Genomic DNA, 23,497 nt, shown 5'->3' on the forward strand with positions numbered 1-23,497 from the left:
CGGGGCTGCTCGCAGCAGCAGCCCCTTCTGTTCTGAGGTTCACGATGGCCCAACCCAGCCCCCATTGCCCCAACCCGATGCAAGTACACTCACTGCAACGAGAAACCGATGATGTCTGGACGCTCAATCTCATCAATAATGACTTTTACCCTTACCAACCCGGCCAATTTGCACTGGTCAGCATCCGTGACAGTGAAGACACACTGCGCGCCTATACCCTTTCATCCTCGCCTGGTTTGAGTCCGTTCGTCAGTATCAGCGTTCGCTGTCTACCCGATGGTATCGGTTCACGCTGGCTGACACAGGAAGTCAAACCGGGTCAGATATTGTGGCTGTCAGACGCACAAGGGACGTTCAGCTGTATGCAACACCCTAGCGATCGTTATCTGATGCTGGCTGCAGGTTGCGGCGTAACGCCGATCATATCAATGTGCCGCTGGCTGGTGGTAAACCGACCGGAGTGCGATATACAGGTCATCCTTAACGTTCGCACGCCAGAAAATGTCATTTTTGCTGAACAGTGGCAGCAGCTCAGTGCCACCTGCCCGCAGTTGAAGTTGACGTTGATGGCCGAGGAACAGGTACAGCCGGGTTTCCTGCACGGACGGATCGGTGAACAGGTTTTGCGGCAGACCGTGCCTGATATTACCTCTCGCACAGTGATGACTTGCGGCCCAATCGCCTATATGCAGCAAGTGGAACAACTTTGTCAGCAGTTCGGGGTTCCGGCAACGCAATTCCACAAAGAACAATTTCACACGCCGGTTGAGCAAGGGGAAAAACACGGCAAACAAATTATGCTGCGTATTGGCCAACCGCTGCGCGAGTACCGAGTGCCCGTTGGCAGCACGCTGCTTGCCGCACTGGAATCCCACAAGTTACCGGTTAACGCAGCCTGCCGCGCTGGCGTTTGCGGCTCCTGCAAAACACGGATCCTCGAAGGGTCATACACCACCACCAGCAACATGACGTTAAGTGCGGCTGAAATCGAACAGGGTTATGTATTAGCCTGTAGCTGCCAGCTCCAGGGGGATATCACCCTGGCTTGATGCATGATTATTGCGGTTAGGCACTTAACGGCAAGCGCTTCGTTCAAATCCTTCTACACTTGCAGCTCGCTTCTCGCCAGCGAGCACACGCATTTTTGATAGTGATTGGAGGAAGCATGAAACAAACAGTAGCCACGCTGATCGCAAAAAAACTAGAACAGGCCGGTGTAAAGCGCATTTGGGGCGTAACGGGCGATTCGCTGAACGGTCTAAGCGACAGCCTGCACCGCATGGGGACCATCGAATGGCTGGGTACTCGGCACGAGGAAGTAGCCGCTTTTGCAGCAGGTGCCGAGGCACAGCTCACCGGCCAATTAGCCGTATGCGCCGGTTCCTGTGGCCCCGGTAACCTACACCTGATCAACGGCCTGTTCGATTGTCACCGCAATCGCGTTCCGGTTCTGGCCATCGCCGCTCATATCCCCACCAGTGAAATCGGCAGCGGTTATTTCCAGGAAACCCATCCGCAAGAACTGTTTCGCGAATGCAGCCATTATTGCGAATTGGTTTCCAACCCGGAACAGCTACCGCGAGTGCTTGAGATCGCTATGCGCAAAGCGATCCTCGAGCGCGGTGTTTCCGTTATCGTGCTACCTGGTGACGTTGCATTACAACTGGCACCGGAAGATGCCAGCATGGTATGGCATACGCCTGCACTGCCGCTGATCCAACCGCCGATGAGTGAACTGGTAAAACTGGCTGATACGCTGAATACTGCGAAAAATATTACGCTGATGTGCGGCAGCGGTTGTGCTGAAGCGCATGATGAAGTCGTGAAATTGGCTGAACTGTTGCAGGCACCTGTAGTTCACGCCCTACGCGGTAAAGAGCACATCGAATGGGACAACCCTTACAGTGTCGGCATGACCGGCCTTATCGGCTTTTCTTCGGGCTACCATGCCATGATGAACGCCGATACGTTGCTCCTGCTCGGCACCCAGTTCCCTTACCGGGCGTTCTATCCTGCCCAGGCCAATATCATTCAGATTGATATCAATGCGGGCAGTCTCGGTGCCCATTGTCCGGTGAACATGGCTTTAATGGGGGATATCAAAACAACGCTTACCGCGCTGCTCCCGCAACTTCATCCCAAGAGTGACCGCAAGTTTCTGGATACCGCGTTAGAGCATTACCGGGATGCGCGTAAAGACCTCGACGGACTGGCAACGGCCAACGACGAACAACCGATCCATCCACAATACCTGGCGCAACAGATCAGCCACTACGCCACAGAAGATGCCATCTTTACCTGTGATGTTGGTACCCCTACGGTATGGGCTGCACGTTATCTGAAAATGAACGGCAAGCGCCGTCTGTTGGGGTCGTTCAACCATGGTTCAATGGCCAATGCCATGCCGCAGGCTATTGGTGCTCAAGCCACCAAAGCGGATAAACAGGTTATCGCCCTGTGTGGTGATGGCGGCTTTACCATGCTGATGGGGGATTTTCTGTCACTCGCGCAGTTAAAATTACCCGTCAAAGTGGTGGTATTCAACAATAGCGTACTGGGTTTTGTGGCGATGGAGATGAAAGCTGGCGGTTTCCTTACTGATGGTACCGATCTTCACAACCCCGACTTTGCTGCGATTGCCAACGCGGCCGGTATCAAAGGGATCCGGGTGGAAAAAGCCTCCGAACTGGATGGCGCATTGCAGGAAATATTGGCACATCCTGGCCCGGCACTGCTGGATGTGGTGACAGCAAAACAAGAGTTGGTCATGCCGCCGCAGATTAAATTCGAACAGGCCAAAGGGTTCAGCCTTTACATGCTGCGCGCCATCATCAATGGGCGCGGCGATGAAATCGTCGAGTTGGCCAAAACCAACTGGCTACGGTGATTTTCTGCAGGATGCGGTGAAGTTTATCGCAACCTGCATTTTCCTCTTTTTCAACGCGGCAATCCGGTTATGATGAGAGTCTCTTCTCTCATCGGCAACGCAAGGATCCGTATGCTCATCGATTTACGTAGTGATACCGTAACCCAACCCAGCGCAGAGATGCGCACCGCTATGGCGCAAGCCGACGTCGGTGACGACGTTTATGGCGACGATCCCACGGTCAATGCTCTGCAAGCCGAAGCAGCCAGACTTTCCGGGAAAGCCGCCGCGCTGTTTCTACCCACGGGTACCCAGGCAAATCTGGTGGCTTTGTTGAGCCATTGCCAGCGTGGTGAGGAATATATTGTTGGCCAGCATGCACATAATTATAAATATGAAGCGGGTGGCGCAGCAGTACTGGGTAGTATTCAACCCCAGCCGATAGAAGCCGATCCCGACGGGACCCTGCCGTTGGACAAAGTTGCCGCAGCCATCAAGCCAGATGATATTCACTTCGCCAAAACCCGTCTGCTGAGCCTGGAAAACACCATCGGTGGCAAAGTATTGCCACTTGAATATTTACAGCGTGCCTGGCAGTTCACGCGGGAGCATAAACTGGCTCTGCATGTTGACGGAGCCCGTATTTTCAACGCAGCGGTGGCATTAGATGTGCCGTTGAAAACCCTGGCGCAGTATTGCGATACCTTCACTATCTGCCTGTCTAAAGGGCTAGGAGCCCCGGTGGGTTCATTACTGTGCGGTAGCGAAGAATTTATCCAGCGGGCAAATCGCTGGCGCAAGATGACCGGCGGCGGTATGCGTCAGGCCGGTATTCTGGCGGCTGCTGGGTTGTATGCGTTGGAGCACAATGTTGCGCGGCTGAAAGAAGATCACGATAACGCCAAATGGCTGGAACAACAGCTAAGCAATATTGGGTTGGAGATTGTTGAGCCCGGCGCACAGACCAACGTACTCTATGTGCGCCAATCCCCTGAGTTGGCAGCCAAACTCGGCCCCTGGATGCGTGAGCAAGGTGTGTTGATCAGTTCTGGCCCAGTGACACGGCTGCTAACGCACATCAACGTCAGCCGTCAGGATCTGCAGAAAGTGGTCATTTTGTGGCAGGCATTTTTGCAACAGCATGCCTAAGCGGATTGCGTTGTAAGTCAATGATTCAAAGCCGCGATAACTCAGCTGTTTTCCCGGCTTTTATCACGTCTGTTTTTCTCACTGTAAAAGGATATTCATGAGCCATAGATTTCGTCGGACATTACTGGCTGTCGCGCTTGCCAGTATAGCGGTGATGTTCACTGCCCCTGCAGGTGCCGAACCAGCCCCCGCTCAACAGCAAACTCAAGTTCCTGGCTATTACCGCATGATGCTAGGTAATCTGGAGATAACTGCGCTTTACGACGGTTACGCTACTCTGGATATCAAGCTGTTCCATGGTATCAGTGGAGCGGATATGCAGAAGCTGTTCACTCGCATGTTTACCGATAATAAGTCGGGAATACAAACCGCAGTGAACGCCTTTCTGGTAAACACCGGCACACATCTGGTGTTGGTTGATGCGGGCACTGCACAGTGTTTTGGCCCAACGCTGGGAGCCCTCAAGAACAACCTCGTTGCGGCAGGTTATCAGCCCGAACAAATTGATATGGTGCTGCTAACGCACCTGCATCCCGATCATGCTTGCGGCATCAGCGAACAGGGTAAGGCCGCATTCCCTAACGCAACCGTTTATGCAGCTAAAGCAGAGGGCGATTATTGGCTCAATAAAGAAACCGCGCTCAAGGCACCAAAGGATGCACAGCCAATGTTCAAGTTGGCACAGGATGCCGTAGCCCCATATGCAGAGCAAGGAAAGCTGAAGCTATACAGCCAAGGGGAAACATTGCTACCGGGCCTGGAAATCATCGCTACGCCGGGCCATACGCCTGGGCATACCTCTTATCTGTTCAGCTCCGAAGGCCAGAAACTGCTGTTGTGGGGTGATATCGTTCACAGCCACTCCTTACAGTTTGCCAAACCCAAGGTGACAATTGATTTTGACTCTGATTCCAAGCAGGCAATAGCCACACGGCACAAAGTATTTGCCGATGCGGCTAAAAACAAACTGTGGATTGGCGGCGCTCATTTACCCTTCCCAGGTCTTGGCCATGTCCGTGCTGAAGGTAAAGGTTACGCCTGGGTGCCGATTGAGTACGCACCTGTGGTCAGCCAGAAAAAGCCATAGTTATTACCAACGCTTTCCGTTATCACTCCTTGCCAGCAGGCAAGGAGTATTCACACCACCATGCGGCCATAGAACCAATATCCGGCAGCCAGTATCGCCAGCAGATTCAGCACCACGCTGAAAATAAACCGGGTTACGAAGGGCTGTTTCTGCGTTTTATGCCGGAAAAGCTGTTGGGCTAGCATGCCGCCAATCCAACCACCCACCACACCGAACAGTAACAGGGTTATTTCCGGTACCCGTTGCCAGCCTTTGCAGGCGGCCAACTTATCCGCGCCATATACCAGGAATGTCAGAAGATTAACCGACAGCAGCCACATCCATAACGGGTGAGGAAACTGGAGGCTGCCAACCAGGGCCAGTAGCAGCAGTAAATAACAGAGGTGGTTGATTTTCATCGTACATAAGCTCATTACGTCATCGCCGCGTATAGTGGACTGCGATTGGTCTGGATGCAACTGCTGATATCCATACAGAAAGTGCAATTAATCGGTGAATTTGGCATGCTGTGGCGACGCTAACACAGGCATAAACAACTTAAGGCAGTGATGATGACCCCCCAACGTATTCTGGTTCTTGGCGCCAGCGGCTATATTGGCCAACATCTGATCCCTCGCTTGGCTGAACAGGGGCATGCAATCACCGCTGCTGCACGCCGCATTGAATGGTTGGAAGAACAGAACTGGCCAAACGTAGACTGCCGCTATGTCGACGTCTACCGCCCAGAAACATTGAACGCTGCATTGTGGCAGATCGATACCGTTTACTACCTGATCCACGGAATGGGTGATGGTGATGACTTTATCGAAAAGGAGCGTCAGGCAGCGGAGAACCTGCGCAATGCCCTGCGTGACTCCAGCGTAAAGCAGGTCATTTTCCTTGGCGCACTGCAACCGGCAGGTGCCAGTTCCCCTCACCTGGTAGCACGTAAATTGACGGGTGAGATCCTGCGCCAGGGTGGTATCCCCGTCACTGAATTACGCGCCAGTATCGTCGTTGGCCCAGGTTCAGCGGCGTTCGAAATCATGCGCGATATGGTCTATAACCTACCTATCCTTACCCCTCCGCGCTGGGTACGTTCAAAATCCTCCCCAGTGGCGCTGGAAAACCTGCTGACTTACTTAACCGAATTGCTACAACACCCTGCGCAAGAAAATCGGATTTTCGATGTTGCCGGGCCGGAATATATCAGTTATCAAACCATGTTTGAGCGCTTCATCACCATCAGTGGCAAAAAGCGCTGGTTGATCCCGGTTCCATTGCCGACGCGTTTCATCTCGGTGTGGTTTATCAGCATGATTACCTCGGTCCCCTCTTCTATCGCCAATGCCTTGATCCAGGGGTTGAATCACGATTTACCGGCCGATGGCAAGGCACTGCAGGCGTTAATCCCACAGCCGTTGCAGACCTTTGATGAAGCCGTTAAAGAGACACTGCGCCACGAGGATGAGGTGATTGACTCCGCCGACTGGGGCTACGACCCTGAGGCCCGAGCTCGTTGGCGTCCAGGATATGGCTTCTATCCCAAACAGGCGGGTTGCGTACTGGAAACACAAGCTTCAAATGAGGCTCTGTGGCATGTCGTCCAGCAGTTGGGGGGCAAAGAAGGCTATTTTTACGCCAACATACTGTGGCAAATCCGGGCTCGGATGGACGATATGGTGGGTAATGGCATCGTTTATGGCCGTCCGCAACGGGAGACACTGGAAGTTGGCGATCTGGTTGACGGCTGGAAAGTGATTACCATGAAACCATTGCGTCAGTTGGCGTTGATGTTTGGTATGAAAGCTCCCGGACTGGGCCGCTTGACCTTCAGTATCAAAGATCTGGGCAATCGCCGCCAACTGGATGTTCGTGCCTGGTGGCACCCTGCTGGCTTCAGCGGGCTGCTTTACTGGTTTATCATGATGCCCGCCCATCTGTTTATTTTCCGTGGCATGGCCAAACGGATTGCCCGCTTGGCGGAAGAACACGACCACAAGCATCCGTGATAGCTTATTTGTCGAACAACCGCACAGTTTGCTGCTGCGGTTTGGGTCCTTTCCGATTGCATGGCACACTGAATCACGGAAGAATGGCATCTTATTGACTGTAGCTGGCCCAAAACCGCTCAGTATTCTGATTTTTGGTGAGAATAGAGTTCGCTATGAAGATATTGGTCACTGGTGCTACCAGTGGGTTAGGCCGGAATGCCGTTGAATATCTACGCCGCCAAGGTATAAAAGTGCGCGCGACTGGCAGCAATCAGGCCATGGGTAGCCTGCTGCAAAAAATGGGTGCTGAATTCATTCATGCCGACCTCACCAACCTGATCTCTTCGCAAGCCAAAGCCCTGTTAGCGGACGTGGACGTTCTATGGCACTGTTCCAGCTTCACCTCCCCGTGGGGTACACAAGAAGCTTTCGAACTGGCTAATGTCCGCGCTACTCGCCGCTTGGGTGAATGGGCGACGGCTTACGGCGTGACTCAATTTATTCATATTTCTTCACCCGCAATTTACTTCGACTATCACCATCGCCGTAATGTGGATGAAGATTTTCGCCCGCAGCGTTATGCCAATGAGTTCGCCCGCAGTAAAGCTGCCGGGGAACAGGTTATTCAGCAATTGGCATTATCCAACCCGCAAACCCATTTCACTATTCTGCGCCCACAAGGGTTATTTGGTCCGCACGATAAAATACTGCTGCCACGTCTGCTACAGATGATTAAGCGAGATGGTAGTTTGCTGCTACCCCGTGGCGGCGCGGCTCTGGTAGATATGACTTATCTGGAAAATGCGGTACATGCCATGTGGCTGGCGACCCATAAGTATGAGACTCCATCAGGCCAAGCCTACAATATCACCAACCATCAGACCCGAACGCTGCGCGCCATTGTCCAACAGTTGCTCGATGAATTGGGGATAAAATGCCGCATCCGTTCAGTGCCTTACCCAATGCTGGATATGATCGCACGCGGCATGGAAAAACTGGGCAGTAAAGCCGATAAAGAGCCAATGCTTACCCACTACGGCGTCGCCAAGCTCAATTTCGACCTTACGTTGGATACGACACGGGCGCAGCAGGCGTTAGGGTATGAGCCGCTTATCTCGCTGGATGAAGGTATCAGCCATACCGCTCGCTGGCTGGCAGATCACGGCAAACTATACGGCTTATAATCAACGTGTTGAACCATACTTGCTCAGTAGCGCATCAATAATCGCTTCACTCTCTGCATCTGGCTCGCCGTGATAATCGTTGGGCCGGAAATGCATTTGAAAGGCCACCAGCACATTCCGTTGCTGCTTTAAATCCCAACTGGGTTCAACGGCATAGCCATAGCGTGCCAGTTTTACCAATATGCGATCCATGGGAACGGCGGCGTGCTTATCGCGCCCTGCCAGATAACGTTCTACATCACCTTGATCTGGCCAGGCACCAAGCCCCTCCTGCGCCAATTGCTGCCAGGGAAATAACGGCCCCGGATCCTGTTTTCGCTGCGGGGCAATGTCACTATGCCCAACCACATTCGTCGGCTCAATGGCGTAACGTTTTATGATTTCGCGGCTCAGCTGGATCAGTAAGGTAATTTGCTCCGGGGTATAAGCCTGCCAATGGGTGCCAAGCAACGTGCGGCTAAACCCTTGGTTGACAATTTCGATACCAATCGACGTATCGTTCAGATGGGTACGCCCACGCCAACTGCTGGCACCCGCATGCCAGGCGCGCATCTCTTCCGGCACCAGTTGGTAAGCCAATGGTTTACCCTGTTGCAATGAGGGGTGAGCAGGTAATAAGTAATGGGCGCTGACATGTTCGTCGGTCAGCGTTTTTAGCGAAGAGTGGAAATCCTCCGCGGTGTAGTGCATCACCAGGAAACGGATACGCTGATCGGCTCCTTGAGCCTGATGCAAGGTTTCCAGCCGATAGTTTTCGTGATTAACAATGGTGTTACGTTGAGGACTTTGGCAACCCGTAAGCAAAGCGATTACGCCGAACAACAGCCATTTGGTCACAATATTGCCCTCACTAATCGGGACCTCACTTTACCCACCTTTTCCATTTAACCTCCTTGTTATCCCAATAGGAAAATAGCGCCGTCCCGGAAATAGTCCTTAGAGGGTGACCTTTACGGCGGTGCCACTGACGCTGACCATCAGCATACTGCCATCTTTACCCACTGTTTCATAATCGATATCGATCCCGACAACAGCATTGGCGCCCAACTCTTTGGCTTGCTCCTGCAACTGTTGAAAAGCAAACTCACGCGCTTTGCGTAATTCCTTTTCATAAGCATTAGAACGCCCGCCAACAATGTCGCGTACACCTGCAAGAAAATCACGCAAGATGTTAATCCCCAGAATTGCCTCGCCGGTTACAACGCCGCAGTATTCAGTAATGGAGAACCCTTCCAGAGTAGGAGTTGTAGACAACTTCATTAGAAAATCCTTATAAAATAAAACCATTGTTGCGCTGAGACGAAAATTTAGCCTAGGCTGCGTCCCTTGTATCTCTAAAAAAATACGTGTGATTTGATTTGGCATAATGGCACGTTGGCTCGCGTCTTTGAGGAAACAGACGGTCGACAGTTCGGAGACACCGGTACACCATTATTCCGCTCAGAAATGCATCGGCCTGAGAAAATTCTCTATCAATGCCATAGGATACGCGACAAATCTTCAACCAAGGTTTAATTAGCAGCGTTTCGCACTATTTTTTACCTATTCTGTCGTGCAGTAATAAATTTCAACCCACAAAGATTGCATAAGTATTCTGTGGAAGTTAACATTCGCGGCATCAATGTCTATTCAATTCCGGCGCATGAGTATTCAACTAAAAGATATCAATTGCTTTTACGGCGCGCATCAGGCGCTGTTTAACATCTCTCTGGATTGCCCAGCGGGGGAAACTTTGGTGCTGCTTGGTCCAAGCGGCGCAGGGAAAAGCTCTTTGCTGCGGGTGCTCAATCTGCTCGAGATGCCGCGTTCTGGTAGCCTGCACATTGCTGGTAATCAGTTCGATTTCAAGCAAACGCCAGGTGAAAAGGCCATCCGCGAGCTTCGCCAGAATGTTGGCATGGTTTTCCAGCAGTACAATCTTTGGCCGCACCTTACCGTAGTGCAGAACTTGATTGAGGCCCCCTGCCGCGTGCTTGGCCTGACCAAAGCACAAGCCATGGAGCGAGCAGACAAGTTACTCAAACGGCTGCGCCTGACCGACTTCACCGACCGTTTCCCACTGCATCTTTCTGGTGGGCAGCAACAACGCGTGGCTATCGCCCGTGCACTGATGATGGAGCCACAGGTTTTGCTGTTTGATGAACCCACGGCGGCACTGGACCCGGAAATCACCGCACAGATTGTCAGCATTATCCGTGAATTGGCGGGTACTGGCATCACGCAGGTGATCGTCACTCACGAAGTTGAAGTGGCCCGCAAAACCGCGAGTCGCGTGGTCTATATGGAAAACGGCCATGTGGTAGAACAGGGTGATGCCAGCCACTTTGCGCAGCCGCAAACGACAGAGTTTGCCAACTATCTATCTCACTAATATTTCTATTTGCTGTCTTTAGGGGAGTTTGCGATGAAAAAACTAATAATCGCCGCCGTTTTGGCTGGCATCAGCGTTTCCGCCTCTGCTGCCGAAACTATCCGTTTCGCAACCGAAGCTTCCTATCCTCCGTTCGAGTTTATTGGTGCGGATAACAAGATCCAGGGTTTTGACGTCGATTTGGCCAACGCCATGTGTAAAGAGATGCAGGCTAACTGTACTTTCACCAATCAAGCCTTCGACAGCCTGATCCCCAGCCTCAAGTTCAAACGCTTCGACGCAGTAATGGCGGGTATGGATATCACCCCGGAACGTGAAAAGCAGGTGCGGTTTACCAAGCCTTACTATGACAACTCGGCCCTGTTCATTGCCGAAAAAGGCAAAGTGGCTAATGTCGCAGAGCTGAAAGGGAAGAGAGTCGGTGTTCAAAACGGGACTACACACCAGAAATTCCTGACCGATAAACACCCGGAAATCACCACTGTCCCTTACGATAGCTACCAGAATGCGATTCTGGATCTGAAGAGTGGCCGCGTTGATGCCGTGTTCGGTGATACCGCCGTGGTCAATGAATGGCTGAAGCAAAACGATGCTCTGGCTGCCGTTGGCGATAAGGTGACTGATAAAGACTATTTCGGTACTGGTCTTGGCATCGCAGTCCGCCAGCAGAACACTGAGCTACAGGGCAAATTCAACGCTGCTCTGGAAAAAATCAAACAGGATGGGACATACGAAACCATCTACAAAAAATGGTTTCAGCAGTAATCATCATCCATGAATGAAATCCAACCTTTAGCAAGCGCCGCCGGGATGACCGTCGGCCTTGCCGTTTGTTCCCTGGTCCTTGGGCTGATCCTGGCAATGCTGTTTGCTGTCTGGGAGTCGTCGCGCTGGAAAATCGTCAGTTGGCTCGGAACCGCTTGGGTGACGCTGCTACGCGGTCTGCCAGAAATTCTGGTAGTGCTGTTTATCTATTTCGGATCTTCGCAGCTGTTATTAATGCTGTCAGACGGCTTTACCGTGAACTTAGGCCTGTTCCAATTCCCGGTAAAGTTGGCTATCGATAATTTCGAAGTCAGCCCGTTCCTGTGCGGTGTTATCGCTCTGGCACTACTCTATTCAGCTTATGCTTCGCAAACGCTGCGTGGAGCGTTGAAGGCTGTACCACAGGGGCAGTGGGAGTCTGGGCAGGCTTTGGGCCTGAGCAAGGCGGCGATCTTCTTCCGGTTGATTATGCCGCAAATGTGGCGTCACGCCTTACCCGGCCTGGGCAACCAGTGGCTGGTGTTGCTAAAAGATACCGCACTGGTTTCGCTCATCAGCGTTAACGATCTGATGCTACAAACCAAGAGTATCGCCACACGCACTCAAGAACCCTTTACCTGGTATGTGATTGCCGCAGTGATCTACCTGCTTGTCACGTTATTAAGCCAGTACATTCTTAAGCGGATCGAGCTCCACACGACGCGTTTTGAACGGGGGCCATCCTGATGTTTGAGTTCTTACCTGAAATCGTCAAGGGGTTGCATACCAGCCTAACATTGACGGTAGCCGCTCTGGTTGTCGCGCTGCTGTTGTCGTTGCTGCTGACGGTTATCCTGACGTTAAAGACCCCCGTGCTGACACCGTTGGTGAAGATCTACATTACGCTGTTTACTGGTACGCCATTGCTGGTGCAGATCTTCCTGATTTACTACGGCCCGGGTCAGTTCCCAGCGATCCGTGAGTATCCATGGCTATGGGATCTGCTTTCACAGCCATGGCTCTGTGCCATGATCGCCTTGGCGCTCAATAGTACGGCCTACACCACCCTGTTGTTCCATGGTGCGGTTCGTGCAATCCCGGCTGGCCAATGGCAATCCTGCGAAGCTCTGGGTATGTCGCGTCAGCAGACGTTGCGTATTCTGCTGCCGTTCGCTTTTAAGCGCGCATTGTCCTCCTATTCCAACGAGGTGGTACTGGTGTTTAAAAGTACCTCTCTGGCGTACACCATTACGCTGATGGAAGTGATGGGCTACAGCCAACTGATGTATGGCCGAACCTATGACGTAATGGTATTCGGTGCTGCAGGCATTGTTTATCTATGCGTCAATGGTCTGCTAACGTTGATGATGCGTCTGATTGAACGCCGCGCGCTGGCCTTTGAACGCCGCAACTGAGTCACGCCCTTCGGATGAAGCCCTGCCTGTGCAGGGCTTCAGACTGCTTACAAAGCCAGATATTAGGGAGAGCGTGCCGAAGGGGTCGTAGCGGCGTAAGCCGCCGGAGCACCCCTCGGTGCGCTAGGCCCGAGTATCTCAGGCTAAAAAAGGACTTTGTCATCAACTTCAAGCCCTGCCTGCGCAGGGCTTTTTTATTGAAAATTAAATCTATACTCATTTTTATTGCATATTAATTCACTAAATGGCATGGTTGTCACCACAGCCACTCACAATACCTCTGGGTTATTGCCAGTAAAATCAAAAGGTGGCGCAACTAAAATATAAATTTGCCGACAGGAGCATTACGCATGAAAAAACTCTTACTTGCCGCGACCATTATGGCCGGGATAACCTTTAGCGCCACCGCAGCAGACACTATCCGTTTCGCCTCATCAGCCACTTATCCCCCGTTTGAATCTCTTGATGCCAGCAACCAGATCGTCGGTTTCGATATCGACCTGGCCAAAGCCTTGTGCAAGCAGATGCAAGCCGACTGTACCTTTACCAATCAGGCATTTGACAGCTTGATCGCCGCGTTGAAATTCAAAAAATATGATGCGGTGATTTCAGGTATGGATATCACCCCAGAGCGCAGCAAGCAGGTTACCTTTACCCAACCCTACTATGCCAACTCTGCGATCGTGATCGCCCAGAAAGGCAAATTCACTTCGCTGGCAGACTTGAAAGGCAAAAAAGTCGGGATGGAAAATGGTACCACCCACCAGAAGTACCTGCAGGATAAGCATCCTGAGATCAACACCGTGTCTTACGACAGCTACCAGAACGCCATTCTGGAGCTGAAAAATGGCCGTATCGATGGGGTATTCGGTGATACCGCCGTGGTCAATGAATGGCTGAAAAACAATCCAAACCTGGCCCCGGTGGGTGAACACGTTACCGATGCACAGTACTTTGGCACCGGGTTAGGCATCGCCGTGCGTCAGGATAATCAGGCCTTGCTGACCAAGCTGAATGCCGCGCTGGAGGCTATCAAGGCCGATGGCACCTACAAAACCATCAACGATAAGTGGTTCCCGCAGTAAGTCTGTCTGTCGCCTCTGCTTTGAAGAGAGGCGACTTCACCTAGGCTGTGTCCCTTAATTGCACGCGAGCGCCGCTGGCGGTCATTTGCGCACAGGGCAAGGCGTGAGCCGCGAGGTTTGGTGGACCAAATAAGCGGCGAACAACGCAGCAATGCGCGCAAATGGCCCCAGCCCGAAGGGTCGCGCCCCAAAAGCCCGTTATCTGTGTTGTCGGGCTTGAACAGAGGGCCACTCTGCCCTTCACCCTCCGCCTTGATAACGGGCTTTTGGGTCTGCGACGGCACCACGGGCAATTAAGGGACACAGCCTAGAGCTATTTGCGCACCAACAGCGTCAGCACCTCGTAATGTGCCGTATGCGGGAACATATCGAACAGTTGCACCCTAACAACGCGGTAGCCGGGCAGCATGGTAATATCTTTCGCCATGCTGTCTGCATTGCAGCTGGAATAAAGAATATAGCCAGGTGCCATGCGGTTGAGATAATCGCACAGCTCGCGGCCAATTCCCCGGCGCGGCGGATTAACCAAAACTAGATCGGGTATCTTCCCTTCAGCAGTGGCAAACCGTGTGGAATCCAACGCCTGAAAGTCAACGTGTTGCAAACCTAAACGTTGCGCGGACTGTCTGGCGCAGGCTATCGCTTCGGCGCTAATCTCGATACCGGTGAGTAGCGTTTGCGGTTGGGCACAATGAAGCCCAAATCCACCTACGCCACAAAAGAGATCCCACATGCTGGCAATACCCAATGCCTGTACCCAATCGCGTGCAGTGGCATACAGCTGGCTAGCTACCCGTGGGTTGGTCTGAAAAAAACTCTGCGGGCGGATATAGAGCGGGATCTGATTGAATTGCTCTTCCAACGCCTGCGATTCGGTGAGTGGAATTTCATGTTCACCTTCCATAATTGCCATATGCACAGGCTGAATATTGGCCGAGATCACTTTCAATTGAGGCAACTGCTGTTGTAACCATGGCAAGGCTGCGCGTAACTGTGCCAGCTTACTCTCGGAACGGAGCACAAAACGCAGCATGATGCCGCCACTAAAGGTACTTTCCGTTAAAAGTAGATACTTCAGTTCGCCCCGCCTGCGCGCCACATTGTAGGGGGTTAACCCAGCACGAGGAATAAAGCGTTTTAGCACGTCAAATATATTGGTAAAGCTGGCGGGATATAACGGGCAAGCACACAAGTCCACTGGTGTACCATCACGGTGCAACATACCGAGCAACGGGCGCTCTACGCTGCCGCTGACCACCATTTTCGCTTTGTTGCGAAATGCACTTTCTTCACCGATAACCGGTGCCAGCCATTGCACATCGTGGTGCTCTGCTAGCAGCGATTGCAAGTGATGCTGTTTCTCAGCCAGTTGCTGTGGGTAAGGCTTTTCCAGCCACTGACAGGAACGGCAGCTACCCGCCGTGTACAAAGCGCAATGCATGAATATTAACCGTTAAATCAGGATGGCAATTGTGGGCGCAGATTGTAACATCCTGCGCCCACAAAAACTTACTTGCGACCGTGGAAAAACGGTCATTTACTGAAAGGATAAATAGGTCTTCAGCCTCGGGCAGCCCTTTGCAACTCACGCAACCGCTGTTTTTCCGCCCGAGCCATAAACCACCAGGCAATAAAACCAATGACGCCAACTACCAGCAAGATCAACGTTGCCAGGGCGTTAATCTCTGGATTTACCCCCATACGCACGCTGGAGAACACCAGCATAGGTAATGTTGTCGCTCCAGGCCCGGCAACAAAGCTGGCAATCACCAGATCGTCCAAAGACAGTGTAAACGCCAGCATCCAGCCGGAGATCAGTGCCGGTGCAATCATCGGTAAAGTGATGACAAAAAACACCTTCAGCGGCGTGGCACCCAGATCCATTGCGGCCTCTTCGATAGAACGATCCAACTCACGCAAACGTGAACTGATCACTACCGAAACATAAGCCGTACAGAAGGTGACATGTGCCAGCCAGATGGTGAACATCCCGCGTTCCGATGGCCAACCAAAAGCGTGCCCCATCGCCACAAACAGCAGTAACAGCGACAGGCCGGTGATCACATCGGGCATAACCAGCGGAGCGGTAAGCATAAAGGCAAAACCGGTCGAACCGCGGAAGCGGCCAAACCGCACCATCACCACTGCTGCAATGGTGCCGAGGATCACCGCCGCCGTTGCCGAAGCCGCAGCAATGGTCAAACTCAGACCGACCGCACTGATCATCGCCGAATCATTGAACAACTCGATGTACCAACGTATTGACCAGCCCGCCCAGACGGTAACCAGCTTGGAACTGTTGAACGAGTAAATCACCAGCATCAGCATGGGGGCATACAGGAAGGTGAAACCTACCACAAGAATCGCTATACGCCATGGTGAGCGCACTACCGGCAAGTTGTTCATCCCTGCCCTCCCATTTCCTTGTTCTGGTGTTTATGGAACCAGATGATCGGTACTATCAATAACAACAGCATAACTGTCGCAACCGCAGAAGCGACTGGCCAATCACGGTTATTGAAGAATTCCTGCCAAAGCACGCGGCCAATCATGATGCTGTCAGGCCCGCCAAGCAGTTCCGGGATCACGAACTCCCCTACCGCCGGGATAAACACCAACATCGAGCCGGCAATAATACCGCCGCGCGTCAGAGGCACAATCACGCTGAAGAACGTTTTCAACGGCTTAGCACCAAGATCGAGTGCCGCTTCAACCAGCGAATAATCAAGACGAGTCAGCGCGGTATAGATCGGCAACACCATAAATGGCAGGTAGGAATAGACGATGCCGATATAAACCGCCAGATCGGTACGCAAGATCACCAATGGCTGGTCGATCACCCCCAACCACATCAGGATATTGTTTAGCACACCGTTGTTACTCAATATTCCCATCCAGGCATAAACACGGATCAGGAATGAGGTCCACGATGGCAAGATCACCAACAGCAGCAGAATGTTGCGTGTCGACGACTTACTGTGAGCAACAGCCCACGCTAGGGGATAGCCTATAACCAAGCAACACAGCGTAGAAACCGCCGCAATCTTCAATGACTTCAGGTAAGCGTCAATATACAGCGGATCTTCAGTCAACAGCAGGTAGTTGGCAAAATTCAACGCTATATCGAGCTTGCCATCAGCCCAACTCATCAGATCGGTATACGGCGGCACGGCCAATGCCAGTTCAGACAGACTGATCTTGAACACAATCAGGAATGGCAGCATAAACAGCAGCACCAGCCACAAGTAGGGCAGTGCGATCACTAATTTACGACCATGCGCCATCTGCAGACGTTGGATAAACGCCTTAAGTGAGCCTGTAGCTCTGGTCGGGGGTTCCGGTACGCGTTCAGAAAGCAATTTCATCATCGTCACTCCTTACTTTCTCAACTACACCGTCAAGACTACACAGCTGTCCGTTTCCCAACACAGGCGTACTTCATCACCCCAGGTTGGCATCCCTTTGCGGAAACGGTGACCGTTCTGCAACTGTGCACTGATCATCTGCCCGCTAAGCAGTTTTACGTGATAAATAGACAGATCGCCCAGATAAGCGATGTTTTCTACTTCACCAACGGCAAAGTTGCAGCCATCTTCCGGCAATTCTTCGCACAGCATGATTTTTTCCGGCCTCAGCGCCACCTGAATGGGAACCCCATCCACAACGGATGAATCGGGATCCACTTTAAGCGCATGGCGCAGACCTGGGCTTTGCAGGATCAGGGCATCATCCCGCCGCTCTTGCAGCACACAGTCGAACACGTTGACTGACCCAATGAATTCAGCACTGAAACGGCTGTTTGGATGCTCGTAAATCTCTTCCGGCTCACCGATTTGCACAAACTTGCCACGGTTCATGATGGCAATACGGCCCGCCATGGTCATGGCTTCTTCCTGATCGTGGGTAACCATTACACAGGTCACGCCAACACGTTCAAGGATATCGACCACTTCCAACTGCATGCGGTCACGCAGCTTCTTATCCAGCGCGCCCATTGGTTCATCCAGCAGCAGCAGTTTTGGCCGTTTGGCCAGGCTACGCGCCAAGGCAACCCGCTGACGCTGGCCACCGGAAAGCTGATGCGGTTTACGCTTGGCGTATTCCTGCATATGCACCAGAGAAAGCATCTCCGTCACACGTTCGTTAATCTCTGCACGCGGCATTTTGTCTTGCTTCAGACCAAACGCAATGTTCTGCTCCACCGTCATATGTGGGAACAGTGCGTAGGACTGAAACATCATGTTTACCGGACGCTGATAAGGTGGCACATGCGACATGTCCTGCCCATCAAGGACAATTTGCCCTTCCGACGGCTGTTCAAAGCCTGCCAGCATGCGTAACAACGTTGATTTGCCACAGCCAGATGGCCCGAGCAGCGCAAAAATTTCACCTTTGTAAATAGTCAGGCTAACGTCTTCGACAGCGTTCTGACCGTCAAAGGTTTTAGTAAGGTTACGGATTTCCAACAGAGGGGTGAATACCTTCTGCGACTTGGCTTGAGGATTCAATCGGGGTGCTCTCCGGCTAAAGCAGTACAAACAACCACAGCAATTGCCATGGCCCCAAATGGCAAACGCAGGGGGAAAAGCCCCCTGCTGATTATGATTATAGTCGTATGCGGAGCCAAAAGCTGGCTCCGCTATAACACTCAATAACTTTCAAAATACACAAGAGCGGCACGCTGGTAGGGCCAACTCAACTGCAACGTGAAAGGGTTAGATGCATCACTTCCCACTCCGGACCTTGGTCCAGGCACGGGTAATGACACGATCCATTTTCGGCGACTGTACATTCAACGAGTACAGTTTGGCACGGACATCCGCCGGTGGATAAACGTTCGGGTTATCACGCACATCAGGGTTTACCAGCGATGTGGCATCTTTCACCGCATTAGCATAGAAAACGTGGTTACTGATATCCGCAATGACGTCCGGCTTCAGCAGGAAGTTCAAGAACTGATAGGCGGCGTCTTTGTTTTTAGCGTCTGCGGGCATTGCAAACATATCGAAGTAGGCAAGTGCCCCTTCTTTAGGAATGGAGTAAGCCACATTCACGCCGTTCTTCGCTTCTTTTGCACGGGTAGCCGCTTGCATGATATCGCCCGACCAACCAATAGCCACACAAATATCCCCATTGGCCAGATCGTTAATATACTGGGAAGAATGGAAGTAGCGGATATTCGGACGCAGCTTCATTAACAGTTCGTTGGCAGCGCCGGTGTAATCTTCCGCGTTAGTACTGTTTGGATCTTTGCCCAGATAGTGCAGGACGCTGGCATACACTTCACTCGGTGCATCCAGGAAGGAAACGCCACAGCTTTTAAGTTTTTCCAGATTCTCTGGCTTAAGGATCAGATCCCAGCTATTAACTGGCGCATCTTCACCAAGCACTGCCTTGACCTTATCGATGTTATAACCAATGCCGGTCGTCACCATCATGTATGGGATACCGTACTTATTGTCTTTGTCGTTATGAGCCACCAGTTGCAACATCTCTGGATCGAGATTTTTGTAGTTAGGTATCTTGCTCTTGTCCAACGGTTCAAAAATACCGGCTTTGGACTGGCGCTCAAGGAAGTTGGATGAAGGCACAACCAGGTCATAGCCAGTACTACCCGCCATCAGTTTGCCTTCCAAAACTTCATTGGAATCAAAGACGTCATACACCACTTTAATACCGGTTTCTTTCTGGAATTTGGCAAGCGTGTCCGGTGCAATATAGTCGGACCAATTGTAGATGTGCAGCGTATTGTCTGCGGCTGACACGGTGACAGATGCAGCCATCAGTACACCGGCAACAACACCCGATAACCACTTTTTACGTTGGGTGACCATCCGTAACTTCCTCCAAAAACAAGGGGTAAATTTGTATCTCAAATTGATACAAAACCTTTGACCAGCCGAGCACAATCGTTGCGGCCGTGATTGAATGGCTATGCATATGATTGTAAGCACTTTTCCCATCTGCCAAGCCCGCACGTTAACAAACGGAAACACGAGCCCTTAACAGAATCAGCAGCATAACCGGAGTTGCCAGGGTGTGCCAGCCTCTAGGGTAAAAAACGCCTTTTATCGATTATTTATGCATGAGTTCTTTATGTGATATGCCAATAACGCCACAAACACCGAGGAATATCTGGCAGAGGAAGCAAAAGTGCAGCATATCGTATTGCGGATTAAAATAAGTACAGTATGCTGATACAGCTACAACATCAGCAAGGCACAGCGGGTATTAATGCAACATCGTCTGGCGGACTGACGTAGCGGGGTTATCTTCTTCCTCCCCCATAAACAGCAGATCGTTCGCTCTGGCTTCCAGGATCACCATTGACGCCTGCTCTTCTCCCTGTTGCATGAAGTGGGCAAACTGTTCATAAGCAACCCCTACGGCAATACTCAGCGACTGGCAGACAATCAGTTTAGGCAGATTATCATCCTGAATATCAACAAATGCTTTGATCGTCAGGGAACTGGCGTTGATTTGACTGAGATCGGCAACCAAGGGGATCAGTGCCGTTGGCTTGACTTCAGCCAATGCAGAAAACAGGATCACGTTATCAACCAAATCGATTTTGGCATCGAAAACACCGTCGAAGTTTTGCATGTGGGGCAGGTGCAAAGCCTGGCAAGAATCACATTCAAAAAATGAGATCCCCAATTGATCCAGCCAACGTCGTAGTAACGCCAAATCGGGGACGATAAGCGAATCCATAAATTACCAGCCTCACAAGATTAAAACGTGAAAAGGCGCATAGCTTACGGAATATTCAATCGATATGCCACGATCAAAGCCACCAAGTTCACTTATCAGATTTTTTCTAATACAGGATCTGGCGGCCAAAAAATGGCTCTAAGCGAGTACGGTAGCGGCAAGGACGCATCCAGATGGCCGTATTGTTACCCCCCAGATTTCAGACGAAAGCCAGGTCGACCTTGTTGTTCAATGTATTCGACCATCATCCCGGCAATATCCAGCCCGGTAGTCGTTTCTACCCCTTCCAAGCCAGGAGAGGCATTAACCTCCATCACTAGCGGGCCTCTATCGGCTCGCAAAATGTCGACACCTGCCACGTCTAACCCAAGGGTTGCAACAGCCTTGATCGCCATAGCACGCTCTTTGCCGGTGATATGGACTTTACGCGCTGTGCCACCGCGATGCAGATTCGAACGAAACTCACCGGGTTTTGCCCGCCGCTCAATAGCTGCCACGACTCGGCCACCGATCACCAGACAACGAATATCACTGCCCTGAGCTTCGCGGATATATTCCTGTACCAGAATATGGGCATTCAGGCCACGGAATGCGTCTATCACGCTCTCCGCCGCCTGGCGGGTTTCTGCCAGTACCACACCAATCCCCTGGGTTCCTTCGACCAGTTTTACCACCAATGGAGCCCCCCCTACCAGTTCGATCAGATCCCCAGTGTCATCCGGCGAATGGGCAAAACCGGTAATTGGTAGATCAATCCCCTGACGCGCAAGCAGTTGCAACGAACGCAGCTTGTCACGCGCACGTGTAATGGCAACGGACTCATTGAGTGGGTAACTACCAAGCAGCTCAAACTGACGTAATACGGCGGTGCCGTAGAAAGTCATCGCGGTGCCAATACGTGGGATCACTGCATCATAGTGCTCCAGTTTGCGACCACGGTAATGGATGGTCGGAGCCGCAGGATTGATATTCATGTAACAAGAGAGTGGATCGATAATATCAATACGGTGTCCACGCTGTTCTGCCGCCTCCCGCAATCTCTTGCAGGAGTACAATGAACCATCGCGCGAAAGAATGGCAATTTTCACTCATCATCCCTAAAAGCGTTGATCGCCTGCAGTGGCAGGCATTCCCCCAAGGCTATATACCCGTTTCTCTTCAATTTGCAGGGGTGTTGGCCGCGTCACCTAGCCTGTCACCTGGGTACTCTCAATCTTGGGGGCCTTGGTTATTTTTATCTGACGGCGGAGGAGAGCGCCGATCGTTTTTGGTTGGCTTACCTGCAAGCAGCAGTGGGCTGAAGCCCTGTACGACACGCCAAACCAGGAATGCGGCAGCAGGAACCATAAGCGCCACGCCAAGAAAAATCATCCCGACCGCAACCGATTGTGAGGCCAGTATGCCGGGCAAACGCACGAAATCGTGAATACTCAGATATGAGAGCACCAGCAGCACCATGCCCAACCCTTCAAGCACCAGCACCGGGCGCGGTAAATCCCCGAATGAACGCATATTTTATCTCCAGACTTGCTCTGCCCAGTGTAGTAAATTCACCTGCGCAGCGACAGCCTAATCGGTTCTATGAATCAAACCAACAGGCAGTTCCTGCTTTTTTTTAGACTTGGCAACAGGCATAGTAGTGAGCACAACGTGAGTAATAATTTTAGCCTCACAGCACAAGGCAGTGTGCATTAAATAAGCGTGAGTTCTGCTGGCAGTTACCTGAGCATCACCGCCTCACGCAAAATTTTTTACCCAATGAACTTCAGGTTGCAGTTTCAAGCGCCTGTCAAAGGTCAACCCAAATGGGTTTGCCCGAGCAGGTAGCAAGAGTGCAATTTGCAAGGCAACTGGTAATTGAATAACAGAATAGGAGTGTGACATGTTTGCTGTAATTTTCGGACGCCCAGGCTGTCCTTACTGTGTACGTGCTAAAGAGCTGGCTGAAAAATTGACTGAAGAGCGTGATGATTTTAACTTCCGTTATGTTGATATCCACGCAGAAGGCATCTCCAAAGCTGATTTGGAAAAAACCGTAGGCAAGCCGGTAGAAACCGTGCCGCAGATTTTTATCGACCAAACACATATCGGCGGCTGTACCGACTTCGAAGCCTATGCCAAAGAAAACCTGAGTCTGTTTCAGGAATAATTTACTGAAACCCAGCAAAAAGCCGCAAACGCGGCTTTTTTAATGATTATTGCCTTTGTCGCTGATACAACTGCTGCAACGCTTGCAGGAGCACTCGTATGAAGAGGTATAGCATAGCGCCGGAAGCACACCAGAATACCGCACTGACCGAATAGGCTAACTCCTGCCAGAGTGAATTGCCTGGCGTCAGCCAAAAGTGACGGATGAGCAGACATAGCGGTACCGCATACAGTGCCCCCAGTAACGGACACAGAATACGTTTTTTGCTCGAAAGATAGCTGGCGATAAAACCGGGAATAATAAATAGCAACAAACCGGGATCGCCATGATGTTCAGATTCAGAAATGCTGAAGTCACCACTCTTCTGGCCTAGAAAAACCACTGTGAAAAGCAGGAAACAGCTGAAGAGCCCTAACCAGGGTCGATAGCTTGCCATATACTTCTCCCTTTTCTACCCAACAGGTTTCAGGATGCATCCAGGCAACCGATTCGCACCATCAACAGCACTTAGGCTTAGAAGGCGGTGGATAAAACGGTGTGACTGCTGACTACACCTTGCAAAACAGCCTTGCCACGCATCTCGTGACGCGCCACCAAAACCGGTGACATTGACTGAGCCTCTTCCCTGGTCATAAAGAGAGTTAAACAGATCAGAGCCCGCAAACAGCTTTATGCTGGCTGTCATGCTTCTAAGGGGCTAGAATAAGCGCCGCTGATCGTTGGATTGAGTTTCCTTCCGTTGGAATGCTTTTTTATATGTTTT

At 51.6% G+C, this 23,497-nt stretch carries 24 protein-coding genes; 12 read left to right on the forward strand and 12 right to left on the reverse strand.

All coding sequences use genetic code 11. The annotated features are described in order from the left end of the window. Positions 1-44 precede the first annotated feature (44 nt). From hcr to SAQUA_RS15130, 4 genes are all read left to right on the forward strand, one after another. Positions 45-1,049 (forward strand): NADH oxidoreductase, encoded by a 1,005-nt coding sequence (gene hcr / locus SAQUA_RS15115; protein WP_380680061.1) that lies wholly within the window; start codon positions 45-47, stop codon positions 1,047-1,049. A gap of 116 nt (positions 1,050-1,165) precedes the next feature. Next, positions 1,166-2,887 (forward strand): ubiquinone-dependent pyruvate dehydrogenase, encoded by a 1,722-nt coding sequence (gene poxB / locus SAQUA_RS15120; RefSeq protein WP_380680064.1) that lies wholly within the window; start codon positions 1,166-1,168, stop codon positions 2,885-2,887. A 111-nt stretch (positions 2,888-2,998) separates the two neighbouring features. Continuing rightward, positions 2,999-4,015, forward strand: a complete 1,017-nt coding sequence (ltaE, locus tag SAQUA_RS15125) for a low-specificity L-threonine aldolase (RefSeq protein ID WP_380680067.1) — start codon at positions 2,999-3,001, stop codon at positions 4,013-4,015. A gap of 97 nt (positions 4,016-4,112) precedes the next feature. Then, positions 4,113-5,102, forward strand: coding sequence for an MBL fold metallo-hydrolase (locus tag SAQUA_RS15130; protein ID WP_380680070.1), 990 nt, complete (start codon positions 4,113-4,115; stop codon positions 5,100-5,102). Positions 5,103-5,152: 50 nt separating this feature from the next. Here SAQUA_RS15130 and SAQUA_RS15135 read toward each other — a convergent pair whose 3' ends face one another. Further along, positions 5,153-5,500: a DUF1294 domain-containing protein gene (locus SAQUA_RS15135; protein ID WP_380680073.1), complete on the reverse strand. Its 348-nt coding sequence runs from the start codon at positions 5,498-5,500 to the stop codon at positions 5,153-5,155. 153 nt (positions 5,501-5,653) lie between these two features. On the opposite strand from SAQUA_RS15135, the gene SAQUA_RS15140 reads away from it, so the two are divergent. Beyond that, positions 5,654-7,093 carry a DUF2867 domain-containing protein gene (locus SAQUA_RS15140; protein WP_380681177.1) on the forward strand — a complete coding sequence of 480 codons (1,440 nt, stop codon included), beginning with the start codon at positions 5,654-5,656 and terminating at the stop codon, positions 7,091-7,093. A gap of 155 nt (positions 7,094-7,248) precedes the next feature. After that, the gene (locus tag SAQUA_RS15145) at positions 7,249-8,259 is read left to right on the forward strand and encodes an NAD-dependent epimerase/dehydratase family protein (protein WP_380680076.1); all 1,011 of its coding nucleotides are present in this window, start codon (positions 7,249-7,251) and stop codon (positions 8,257-8,259) included. Here the strand turns inward: SAQUA_RS15145 and SAQUA_RS15150 are convergent, their stop codons facing one another. Both SAQUA_RS15150 and SAQUA_RS15155 read right to left on the reverse strand, forming a co-directional pair. Continuing rightward, the gene (locus SAQUA_RS15150) at positions 8,260-9,096 is read right to left on the reverse strand and encodes an N-acetylmuramoyl-L-alanine amidase (RefSeq protein ID WP_380680079.1); all 837 of its coding nucleotides are present in this window, start codon (positions 9,094-9,096) and stop codon (positions 8,260-8,262) included. Between the two features lie 99 nt (positions 9,097-9,195). Beyond that, the gene (locus SAQUA_RS15155; protein WP_380680082.1) at positions 9,196-9,519 is read right to left on the reverse strand and encodes a heavy metal-binding domain-containing protein; all 324 of its coding nucleotides are present in this window, start codon (positions 9,517-9,519) and stop codon (positions 9,196-9,198) included. A 382-nt stretch (positions 9,520-9,901) separates the two neighbouring features. Between SAQUA_RS15155 and artP the strand changes: the two genes are divergently transcribed. The 5 genes from artP to artJ (SAQUA_RS15180) all read left to right on the forward strand — a co-directional run bounded on the left by artP (position 9,902) and on the right by artJ (SAQUA_RS15180) (position 13,874). Then, on the forward strand, positions 9,902-10,630 hold the full coding sequence (artP, locus tag SAQUA_RS15160; RefSeq protein ID WP_380681180.1) for an arginine ABC transporter ATP-binding protein ArtP: 729 nt from the start codon (positions 9,902-9,904) through the stop codon (positions 10,628-10,630). Between the two features lie 33 nt (positions 10,631-10,663). Beyond that, positions 10,664-11,395 carry an arginine ABC transporter substrate-binding protein gene (gene artJ / locus SAQUA_RS15165; RefSeq protein WP_380680085.1) on the forward strand — a complete coding sequence of 244 codons (732 nt, stop codon included), beginning with the start codon at positions 10,664-10,666 and terminating at the stop codon, positions 11,393-11,395. A 9-nt stretch (positions 11,396-11,404) separates the two neighbouring features. Further along, entirely contained in the window at positions 11,405-12,121 is a 717-nt protein-coding gene (gene artQ / locus SAQUA_RS15170; RefSeq protein ID WP_380680088.1) for an arginine ABC transporter permease ArtQ, read from the forward strand. Next, complete coding sequence (gene artM / locus SAQUA_RS15175; protein ID WP_380680091.1) at positions 12,121-12,789, forward strand: arginine ABC transporter permease ArtM; 669 nt, start codon at positions 12,121-12,123, stop codon at positions 12,787-12,789. Before artQ ends, artM begins: the two co-directional genes overlap by 1 nt. Positions 12,790-13,139: 350 nt before the next feature. Then, positions 13,140-13,874: an arginine ABC transporter substrate-binding protein gene (gene artJ, locus SAQUA_RS15180; protein ID WP_380680094.1), complete on the forward strand. Its 735-nt coding sequence runs from the start codon at positions 13,140-13,142 to the stop codon at positions 13,872-13,874. A gap of 313 nt (positions 13,875-14,187) precedes the next feature. On the opposite strand, the gene rlmC is transcribed toward artJ (SAQUA_RS15180), so the two are convergent. The 8 genes from rlmC to SAQUA_RS15220 all read right to left on the reverse strand — a co-directional run bounded on the left by rlmC (position 14,188) and on the right by SAQUA_RS15220 (position 22,097). Further along, positions 14,188-15,315 carry a 23S rRNA (uracil(747)-C(5))-methyltransferase RlmC gene (rlmC, locus tag SAQUA_RS15185; protein WP_380680097.1) on the reverse strand — a complete coding sequence of 376 codons (1,128 nt, stop codon included), beginning with the start codon at positions 15,313-15,315 and terminating at the stop codon, positions 14,188-14,190. Between the two features lie 119 nt (positions 15,316-15,434). Beyond that, the gene (gene potI / locus SAQUA_RS15190) at positions 15,435-16,280 is read right to left on the reverse strand and encodes a putrescine ABC transporter permease PotI (RefSeq protein ID WP_380680100.1); all 846 of its coding nucleotides are present in this window, start codon (positions 16,278-16,280) and stop codon (positions 15,435-15,437) included. Beyond that, positions 16,277-17,239 (reverse strand): putrescine ABC transporter permease PotH, encoded by a 963-nt coding sequence (gene potH, locus SAQUA_RS15195; protein ID WP_380681183.1) that lies wholly within the window; start codon positions 17,237-17,239, stop codon positions 16,277-16,279. The genes potI and potH overlap by 4 nt, the downstream gene beginning before the upstream one ends. A gap of 24 nt (positions 17,240-17,263) precedes the next feature. After that, a complete protein-coding gene (gene potG, locus SAQUA_RS15200) occupies positions 17,264-18,382 on the reverse strand; it encodes a putrescine ABC transporter ATP-binding subunit PotG (protein ID WP_380680103.1) in 1,119 nt (372 codons plus the stop codon). Positions 18,383-18,598: 216 nt separating this feature from the next. Further along, positions 18,599-19,708: a spermidine/putrescine ABC transporter substrate-binding protein PotF gene (potF, locus tag SAQUA_RS15205; RefSeq protein ID WP_380680106.1), complete on the reverse strand. Its 1,110-nt coding sequence runs from the start codon at positions 19,706-19,708 to the stop codon at positions 18,599-18,601. A 397-nt stretch (positions 19,709-20,105) separates the two neighbouring features. Continuing rightward, positions 20,106-20,585 (reverse strand): YbjN domain-containing protein, encoded by a 480-nt coding sequence (locus SAQUA_RS15210; RefSeq protein ID WP_380680110.1) that lies wholly within the window; start codon positions 20,583-20,585, stop codon positions 20,106-20,108. A gap of 185 nt (positions 20,586-20,770) precedes the next feature. Then, the gene (rimK, locus tag SAQUA_RS15215; protein ID WP_380680113.1) at positions 20,771-21,673 is read right to left on the reverse strand and encodes a 30S ribosomal protein S6--L-glutamate ligase; all 903 of its coding nucleotides are present in this window, start codon (positions 21,671-21,673) and stop codon (positions 20,771-20,773) included. A 121-nt stretch (positions 21,674-21,794) separates the two neighbouring features. Next, a complete protein-coding gene (locus tag SAQUA_RS15220; protein WP_380680116.1) occupies positions 21,795-22,097 on the reverse strand; it encodes a YbjC family protein in 303 nt (100 codons plus the stop codon). Between the two features lie 370 nt (positions 22,098-22,467). Between SAQUA_RS15220 and SAQUA_RS15225 the strand changes: the two genes are divergently transcribed. Then, complete coding sequence (locus tag SAQUA_RS15225) at positions 22,468-22,734, forward strand: GrxA family glutaredoxin (RefSeq protein ID WP_380680119.1); 267 nt, start codon at positions 22,468-22,470, stop codon at positions 22,732-22,734. A 46-nt stretch (positions 22,735-22,780) separates the two neighbouring features. Here the strand turns inward: SAQUA_RS15225 and SAQUA_RS15230 are convergent, their stop codons facing one another. Further along, entirely contained in the window at positions 22,781-23,170 is a 390-nt protein-coding gene (locus SAQUA_RS15230; RefSeq protein WP_380680122.1) for an inner membrane protein YbjM, read from the reverse strand. Between the last annotated feature and the right edge of the window lie 327 nt (positions 23,171-23,497).

Origin of the sequence: Serratia aquatilis (genome assembly GCF_044865145.1) — a bacterium.
Lineage (GTDB): Bacteria > Pseudomonadota > Gammaproteobacteria > Enterobacterales > Enterobacteriaceae > Chania > Chania aquatilis.

What these genes read in the sequence shown, in the direction of transcription:
- artJ (WP_380680094.1), top strand. Translation starts at nt 13,140, where the DNA reads ATGAAAAAACTCTTACTTGCCGCGACCATTATGGCCGGGATAACCTTT.
- SAQUA_RS15130 (WP_380680070.1), top strand. Translation starts at nt 4,113, where the DNA reads ATGAGCCATAGATTTCGTCGGACATTACTGGCTGTCGCGCTTGCCAGT.
- SAQUA_RS15135 (WP_380680073.1), bottom strand. Translation starts at nt 5,500, where the DNA reads ATGAAAATCAACCACCTCTGTTATTTACTGCTGCTACTGGCCCTGGTT.
- artJ (WP_380680085.1), top strand. Translation starts at nt 10,664, where the DNA reads ATGAAAAAACTAATAATCGCCGCCGTTTTGGCTGGCATCAGCGTTTCC.
- SAQUA_RS15220 (WP_380680116.1), bottom strand. Translation starts at nt 22,097, where the DNA reads ATGCGTTCATTCGGGGATTTACCGCGCCCGGTGCTGGTGCTTGAAGGG.
- SAQUA_RS15155 (WP_380680082.1), bottom strand. Translation starts at nt 9,519, where the DNA reads ATGAAGTTGTCTACAACTCCTACTCTGGAAGGGTTCTCCATTACTGAA.
- SAQUA_RS15225 (WP_380680119.1), top strand. Translation starts at nt 22,468, where the DNA reads ATGTTTGCTGTAATTTTCGGACGCCCAGGCTGTCCTTACTGTGTACGT.
- rlmC (WP_380680097.1), bottom strand. Translation starts at nt 15,315, where the DNA reads ATGCATTGCGCTTTGTACACGGCGGGTAGCTGCCGTTCCTGTCAGTGG.
- potH (WP_380681183.1), bottom strand. Translation starts at nt 17,239, where the DNA reads ATGAAATTGCTTTCTGAACGCGTACCGGAACCCCCGACCAGAGCTACA.
- artP (WP_380681180.1), top strand. Translation starts at nt 9,902, where the DNA reads ATGAGTATTCAACTAAAAGATATCAATTGCTTTTACGGCGCGCATCAG.
- SAQUA_RS15145 (WP_380680076.1), top strand. Translation starts at nt 7,249, where the DNA reads ATGAAGATATTGGTCACTGGTGCTACCAGTGGGTTAGGCCGGAATGCC.
- ltaE (WP_380680067.1), top strand. Translation starts at nt 2,999, where the DNA reads ATGCTCATCGATTTACGTAGTGATACCGTAACCCAACCCAGCGCAGAG.
- potF (WP_380680106.1), bottom strand. Translation starts at nt 19,708, where the DNA reads ATGGTCACCCAACGTAAAAAGTGGTTATCGGGTGTTGTTGCCGGTGTA.
- potI (WP_380680100.1), bottom strand. Translation starts at nt 16,280, where the DNA reads ATGAACAACTTGCCGGTAGTGCGCTCACCATGGCGTATAGCGATTCTT.
- artQ (WP_380680088.1), top strand. Translation starts at nt 11,405, where the DNA reads ATGAATGAAATCCAACCTTTAGCAAGCGCCGCCGGGATGACCGTCGGC.
- SAQUA_RS15210 (WP_380680110.1), bottom strand. Translation starts at nt 20,585, where the DNA reads ATGGATTCGCTTATCGTCCCCGATTTGGCGTTACTACGACGTTGGCTG.
- artM (WP_380680091.1), top strand. Translation starts at nt 12,121, where the DNA reads ATGTTTGAGTTCTTACCTGAAATCGTCAAGGGGTTGCATACCAGCCTA.
- poxB (WP_380680064.1), top strand. Translation starts at nt 1,166, where the DNA reads ATGAAACAAACAGTAGCCACGCTGATCGCAAAAAAACTAGAACAGGCC.
- hcr (WP_380680061.1), top strand. Translation starts at nt 45, where the DNA reads ATGGCCCAACCCAGCCCCCATTGCCCCAACCCGATGCAAGTACACTCA.
- SAQUA_RS15230 (WP_380680122.1), bottom strand. Translation starts at nt 23,170, where the DNA reads ATGGCAAGCTATCGACCCTGGTTAGGGCTCTTCAGCTGTTTCCTGCTT.
- SAQUA_RS15140 (WP_380681177.1), top strand. Translation starts at nt 5,654, where the DNA reads ATGACCCCCCAACGTATTCTGGTTCTTGGCGCCAGCGGCTATATTGGC.